This is a genomic window from Pseudanabaena sp. CCNP1317, from assembly GCF_034931345.1.
Lineage (GTDB): Bacteria > Cyanobacteriota > Cyanobacteriia > Pseudanabaenales > Pseudanabaenaceae > Pseudanabaena > Pseudanabaena galeata.
This window is the reverse complement of the sequence record NZ_JAYGIF010000001.1, coordinates 187,579-193,665: the sequence shown is the minus strand read 5'-3', so window position 1 is coordinate 193,665 and position 6,087 is coordinate 187,579. Positions and strand designations below refer to the sequence as shown.

General features: G+C 43.8%; 4 protein-coding genes. 2 read left to right on the top strand and 2 right to left on the bottom strand.

What is annotated here, in order from left to right; translation table 11 throughout:
* Positions 1-368: 368 nt before the first annotated feature.
* Both VB775_RS00810 and VB775_RS00805 read right to left on the bottom strand, forming a co-directional pair.
* On the bottom strand, positions 369-704 hold the full coding sequence (locus VB775_RS00810) for a XisI protein (protein WP_281007425.1): 336 nt from the start codon (positions 702-704) through the stop codon (positions 369-371).
* Complete coding sequence (locus tag VB775_RS00805) at positions 692-1,108, bottom strand: XisH family protein (protein ID WP_281007426.1); 417 nt, start codon at positions 1,106-1,108, stop codon at positions 692-694. The genes VB775_RS00810 and VB775_RS00805 overlap by 13 nt, the downstream gene beginning before the upstream one ends.
* 168 nt (positions 1,109-1,276) lie before the next feature.
* Here VB775_RS00805 and VB775_RS00800 point away from each other — a divergent pair, with 168 nt between their 5' ends.
* On the top strand, positions 1,277-2,095 hold the full coding sequence (locus tag VB775_RS00800) for a Uma2 family endonuclease (RefSeq protein ID WP_281007427.1): 819 nt from the start codon (positions 1,277-1,279) through the stop codon (positions 2,093-2,095).
* Between the two features lie 667 nt (positions 2,096-2,762).
* On the top strand, positions 2,763-6,014 hold the full coding sequence (gene carB / locus VB775_RS00795) for a carbamoyl-phosphate synthase large subunit (RefSeq protein ID WP_281009450.1): 3,252 nt from the start codon (positions 2,763-2,765) through the stop codon (positions 6,012-6,014).
* Positions 6,015-6,087: the final 73 nt, after the last annotated feature.

Genomic DNA, 6,087 nt, shown 5'->3' with positions numbered 1-6,087 from the left:
TATAAACTAGCCCTTGGGCGTGCTTAACGATGCTTTCCATGATCGTTATTTAATTTACTACTACGCCCTTTTTTTCACATTTTTGCTCTTTCTGCAACCCCTTTTCTTGAATGGTGCAAGATCTCAGCTATACTAATATTTCTTGATTAAGTAAATTACAGAACCATAGTCCAACTCCTCACAGTCCAAAATGTGGAGATGGCGATCTGATGTATGAAATCTAAAAAATTATATCGTTTTGAGTTATCTGCTCCTTCTCTCGATTGCGCTTCTTAGACTTTTGTCAGTGCGATGTATCTTAGAATCCCGCAAAAATTGGAAGAGCGATCGCAGTTTTAGTGATTGATTTTGGGCTGAAGCGATCGCGCTCAAGCAACTGCATAGCCAGTATATTCACGCATTTCAGGAGCTTGAAACCCCAACACAATATCTTCCTTCGCCACGCCTAAATCTACTAGCTCTTGGGCAACCCTCATTTCCGTCATATTTTGCTGAATCCAAATCTTCCCCTTTAAAATATCCAAATGTAAAACGCAACCATAGACTCGCCGATAACCATCCCATCCCACATTCATGACATGATAATGGTCTTGTTTTACATCAAAAACCGTGTAGCAATCAATCGATCCATTTGCGATCGGCACGGTAGCATAAGCAGTCAACAACGACTGAATTATATTGCGATAAGACTCTATCGTATCCATTGGACAATTACCTCTTGAATTGCGTCGTAAATAATTAGTTTGATTTGGTATCTCTCTAATGAAATTTGTGCAAATTCGCGCTTAAAGAATGATTCATAAACACCCACTGGCACGGCTAAATACAAAATGCGTGTTGAGTCAGCAATTTCTAAGGCAAGCCGATAATTCAAAAACTGCCCTAATGCAGCATGATAATCAGTCAATGGCGAGTCACTCAAGAACGTCTTTATTTCAACGGCAATTTTTTCTTGACCGCGCTCTGCAGCTAACAATTGCTCTGCGCCCAAATCAATTTCAAACTTAGTGCCGCCAATATCCAGCCGAAGCGGATCATCAGTTACATTCCATCGATCCTTTTCTAAAGCGATTCTAACTACAGCATGAAATCTGTCTTTAGCAGCCATTAATGTCTTTACTATATTTTATCCTTAATTATAAAGTAATCGCTTTCCTAAATGTCTCAAATTCTAAAATGGTCAAGCGTCGATCGCATTTCTAGTTATTGATTTTTGGCTGATTATATTGTTATTTGATATGCTAGATCACATATAGGTCTGACTTGGAGCGCCATTATGACAATTTCTGGTAATCACAAGCAAATTTCAACCGTAGAACTTCTTGACGAGGACTTTGAGCCAATGCCAGAGGGCGATAAACAACGGCGTAACTTAAGCTATACGACTGAAGCGTTGAGACTCTGGTTTGAGAAACAGCAGAATGTATATGTTTCTGGAAATCTATTTATCCGTTATCGAGAAGAGAAAGTCGAGAAAAGAATCGCCCCAGATACTTTCGTTGTTTTTGGTATGAGCAACGAAGACCGCATTAGTTACAAAATCTATGAAGATGGTGGGAAAGCTCCTGACTTTGTGTTGGAAATAACTTCTAAGGGAACGGTGACGAAAGACCGCGAACAAAATCCATTGATTTATCGTAATTTGGGAGTTAAGGAATATTTTCAGTACGATCCATCGGGTGAATATTTGAAGCCTACTTCTTTACAGGGTATGCGTTTGGAGAATGGTAAATACTTAGCGATCGCTTCTTCAATCTTGCCTGATGGTACTTTGTCACTTCATAGTGAAGTTTTAGGTTTAGATTTACATTTATACCCAGATCTTGGTTTTCGTTTTTTTGACCCAATTTCTAACCAGATTTTGCGGTCTTATGCTGAGGCAGAGTTTGAGAGAGTTTTCGAGCAACGGGCTAGATTCCAAGCGGAGTTAGAGCGTTCTTTTGAGCATCAGGCTAGGCTTGAGGCGGAGGCGATCGCTGAGCGTGCTAATTTGGAAAAACAGCTAGCTGAACAGGCGCAACAAAAGGCTGAGCAAAAAGCCGAACGTCTTGTCGAAATGCTCAAAGCGATGGGGATTAATACTGATGCAATTTAAGCGAATTACCTTCTTATTGCCATTCTAGTTATTGTTTTTTGGCTGATGCGATCGCGCTTTCACTCAAGCAACTGCATAGCCAGTATATTCCCCTTTTTGATCTCTTCGCTCCATAAAAGGGAATCGCTTAGGAATTGACATTTTCTTACACTACTTTAGGTTCTAACAAATTCTTCAACTTCTGAGCAGCTTCACCACAATCGTAAAGCGACATTAAGCCACAACATTATCTGGTGTCTTTAGTTCCTCTTCCTTGGCTAATTCTGCTATTAAAACCTTGCCATCTGAAACTTTTCGTTACGAAACAATTATATCAATTCACAAAAGTGTGGTCACACTTTTGTGAATTTAAAAACCAAACCCAGTAATGGTTTTAGAAGCACAAAATGGCGTAGCCATTTTGTGCTTTGGTATAGCAATGTAAGTTTTGCTTAGGACATAAAACCAAAAAGATGAGTGGCGGCGCGAAGCGTCGCCACTCATCTTTTTGGTTTTGATTTGTCATATCTATCTCTCGCCAGTAATTCAAGATTTGACATAGCCAACTGTAGCCATTATTTTTACATCTTAGCGACACCTCACTTCAATTAGCATCATGCGCTACACATTGCGCGATCGCCATGACGCTATAAAATGTAATGCGAGTTACCTACGAAATACAAGATTTATGCCCCGCCGTAACGACATCCAAAAGATTTTGCTGATTGGCGCTGGTCCGATCGTCATCGGTCAAGCCTGTGAATTTGACTACTCAGGAACCCAAGCCTGTAAAGTGTTAAGGGACGAGGGCTACTATGTGATCCTAGTTAACTCCAATCCCGCCACGATCATGACCGATCCCGCCACCGCCGATCGCACCTATATTGAGCCAATTACTCCCGAAGTGGTCGCGCAGATTATCGAGAAAGAGCGTCCTGATGCCATCTTGCCGACGATGGGTGGACAAACAGCACTGAATACGGCGGTTTCCCTAGCGAAAATGGGCGTTCTAGAAAAATATGGTGTGGAGCTAATTGGTGCAAAATTAGAAGCGATCGAAATGGCTGAGGATCGTAAGCTATTTAAGGAAGCGATGGAGCGGATCGGCGTTGCCATGTGTCCGTCTGGCTTGGGGACAACCATGGAAGAATCCCGTGCGATCGCCCAAGAAATTGGCTCCTATCCTTTAATTATCCGTCCTGCCTTCACAATGGGTGGTACAGGCGGCGGGATCGCCTATAACCAAGAGGAATTTGAAGAAATTTGTGCCTCTGGTTTAGAAGCGAGTCCTGTATCGCAAATCCTGATCGAGCGATCGCTGATTGGCTGGAAAGAGTATGAGCTAGAGGTGATGCGCGATCTCGCCGATAATGTGGTGATCATTTGTAGCATTGAAAATATTGACCCGATGGGTATCCATACGGGTGACTCGATCACGGTTGCGCCTGCTCAGACCTTGACTGATAAGGAATATCAGCGTTTGCGTGACTATTCAATTAAAATCATTCGTGAAATTGGTGTCGAAACTGGCGGCTCGAATATTCAGTTCTCGATCAATCCTGAAAATGGCGATGTCGTTGTGATCGAGATGAATCCTCGTGTATCCCGTAGTTCAGCTTTAGCCTCCAAAGCCACAGGCTTTCCGATCGCCAAATTTGCCGCCAAACTTGCCGTGGGCTATACCCTTGATGAAATTTCCAACGATATCACCAAGAAAACTCCCGCCAGTTTTGAGCCGACTATTGATTATGTCGTTACCAAGATTCCCCGCTTTGCATTTGAGAAATTCCCAGGTTCCGAGCCTGTGCTAACCACCCAGATGAAGTCGGTCGGTGAAGCGATGGCGATCGGGCGCACTTTCCAAGAATCATTCCAAAAAGCACTGCGATCGCTGGAAGTTGGACGTTTTGGCTTTGGTGGCGATCGCGAAGAAATATTGCCTGACCTCGATAAAATCAAGTACAGTTTACGGGTTCCTAACCCTGATCGCATTTTCTCGATCCGCGATGGATTTTTGTCAGGACTATCAGTGCAAGCCATTTTTGAACTAACCAATATTGATCCTTGGTTCCTACAAAAAATGCGCGAGATCACCGATGTGGAACTTTCGATCAAGGGTCGGAAGTTAGACAGTATCAAAAAAGATGAGATGCTGGAAACAAAACGCATGGGCTTTAGCGATCGTCAGATTGCTTATCTCACTGGTACAAACGAAGATGCTGTGCGTACCTATCGCAAATCCCTCGGTGTGATTCCCTCGTACAAGACCGTTGACACCTGTGCGGCAGAGTTTGAAGCACTCACGCCCTATCACTACTCTACCTACGAAGATGAATCAGAAATCCTGCCTTCAACTAAGCGCAAAGTGATGATCCTCGGTGGAGGACCAAATCGGATTGGTCAAGGGATTGAGTTTGACTATTGCTGCTGTCATGCTAGCTATGCGTTACGAGCCGCAGGGTTTGAGACAATTATGGTTAATTCTAATCCTGAAACTGTCTCTACCGATTACGATACTAGCGATCGCCTGTACTTCGAGCCTTTGACTCGCGAAGATGTACTGAATATCATTGAAGCGGAACAGCCTGAAGGTGTAATCATTCAATTTGGTGGACAGACTCCGCTTAAACTTTCTGTGCCACTTTTGCGCTACTTGGAAGAAAATAATTCTGCCACTAAGATTTGGGGTACTTCTCCTGACTCCATTGATATAGCCGAAGATCGGGAACGTTTTGAAGCGATCTGTCAACAACTTGGAATTTTGCAACCTAACAATGGTTTGGCACGTTCCGAAGAAGAGGCGGTGGTAATCGCCCAACGTGTTGGCTATCCCGTAGTTGTCCGTCCTAGCTATGTGCTTGGTGGTCGGGGTATGGAAGTAGTCTATTCCGATGCCGAACTCGAAGACTATATGCGTCGGGCGATCATTATCGAGCCTGAACACCCTGTGCTGATCGATCATTTCCTTGAAGGGGCGATTGAAGTGGATGTCGATGCGATCGCTGATCAACTTGGCAATGTCACCATCGGCGGCATTATGGAGCATATTGAAGAAGCAGGGATTCACTCAGGCGACTCTGCTTGTTCAATTCCCACTTTCTCTTTACCTCCTGAAGTCCTCACCACTATTCGCACATGGACGATTAGTCTTGCCAAGTCTCTCAATGTCATTGGTCTGATGAACATCCAATATGCAGTGCAGTTGAATAATAATAATCTTAAAGAGAGCAAGGTCTTTATTCTTGAAGCTAATCCTCGCGCTTCGCGTACTGTTCCCTATGTCAGCAAAGCGATTAACGTCCCCCTCGTTAACTATGCATCACGAATCATGGCTGGTGCGACCCTTGCGGAATTAGGCTTAACGGAAGAGGTAATTCCTAAACATATATCGATCAAGGAAGCTGTTCTTCCCTTTGCCAAGTTTGCAGGAACCGATACGATTTTAGGCCCTGAGATGAGATCGACTGGCGAAGTCATGGGGATCGATACTGAGTTTGGACGCGCCTTTGCCAAAGCTCAGATTGCGGCGGGAACAAATTTACCTTTAGAGGGAACTGTGTTTCTATCCGTCAACGATCGCGATAAAAGTGGTATACCCTCCGTTGCTGAAGCCTTTGTGGAATTGGGCTTTAAAATTGTGGCTACGGAAGGAACTTATAAAATTCTGCGTCGTAACAATATTGCATCAAAGCAAGTTCTCAAAGTCCATGAAGGTCGTCCCCACATTGGTGACTCGATGAAGAATGGTCAAATCCAATTGATCGTCAATTCTCCTAGTGGTGAAGAGGCAAAAACCGATGGCAAAATGATTCGGCGCACAGCTTTAGCCTATAAGATTCCTGTAATTACCACCCTTGCTGGTGCAAAAGCAGCGATCGCCGCTATTCGTTCTCTACAAACTGGAGCAATCTCTGTGACCGCCCTTCAGGACTACGCTTAAAACCCAAAGAACAAACCTCGCATCGTGAGGTTTGTTCTTTGGGTCGCTTATATAGCAGTAAATGTGGCACTTT

What these genes read in the sequence shown, in the direction of transcription:
- VB775_RS00810 (WP_281007425.1), bottom strand. Translation starts at nt 704, where the DNA reads ATGGATACGATAGAGTCTTATCGCAATATAATTCAGTCGTTGTTGACT.
- VB775_RS00805 (WP_281007426.1), bottom strand. Translation starts at nt 1,108, where the DNA reads ATGGCTGCTAAAGACAGATTTCATGCTGTAGTTAGAATCGCTTTAGAA.
- VB775_RS00800 (WP_281007427.1), top strand. Translation starts at nt 1,277, where the DNA reads ATGACAATTTCTGGTAATCACAAGCAAATTTCAACCGTAGAACTTCTT.
- carB (WP_281009450.1), top strand. Translation starts at nt 2,763, where the DNA reads ATGCCCCGCCGTAACGACATCCAAAAGATTTTGCTGATTGGCGCTGGT.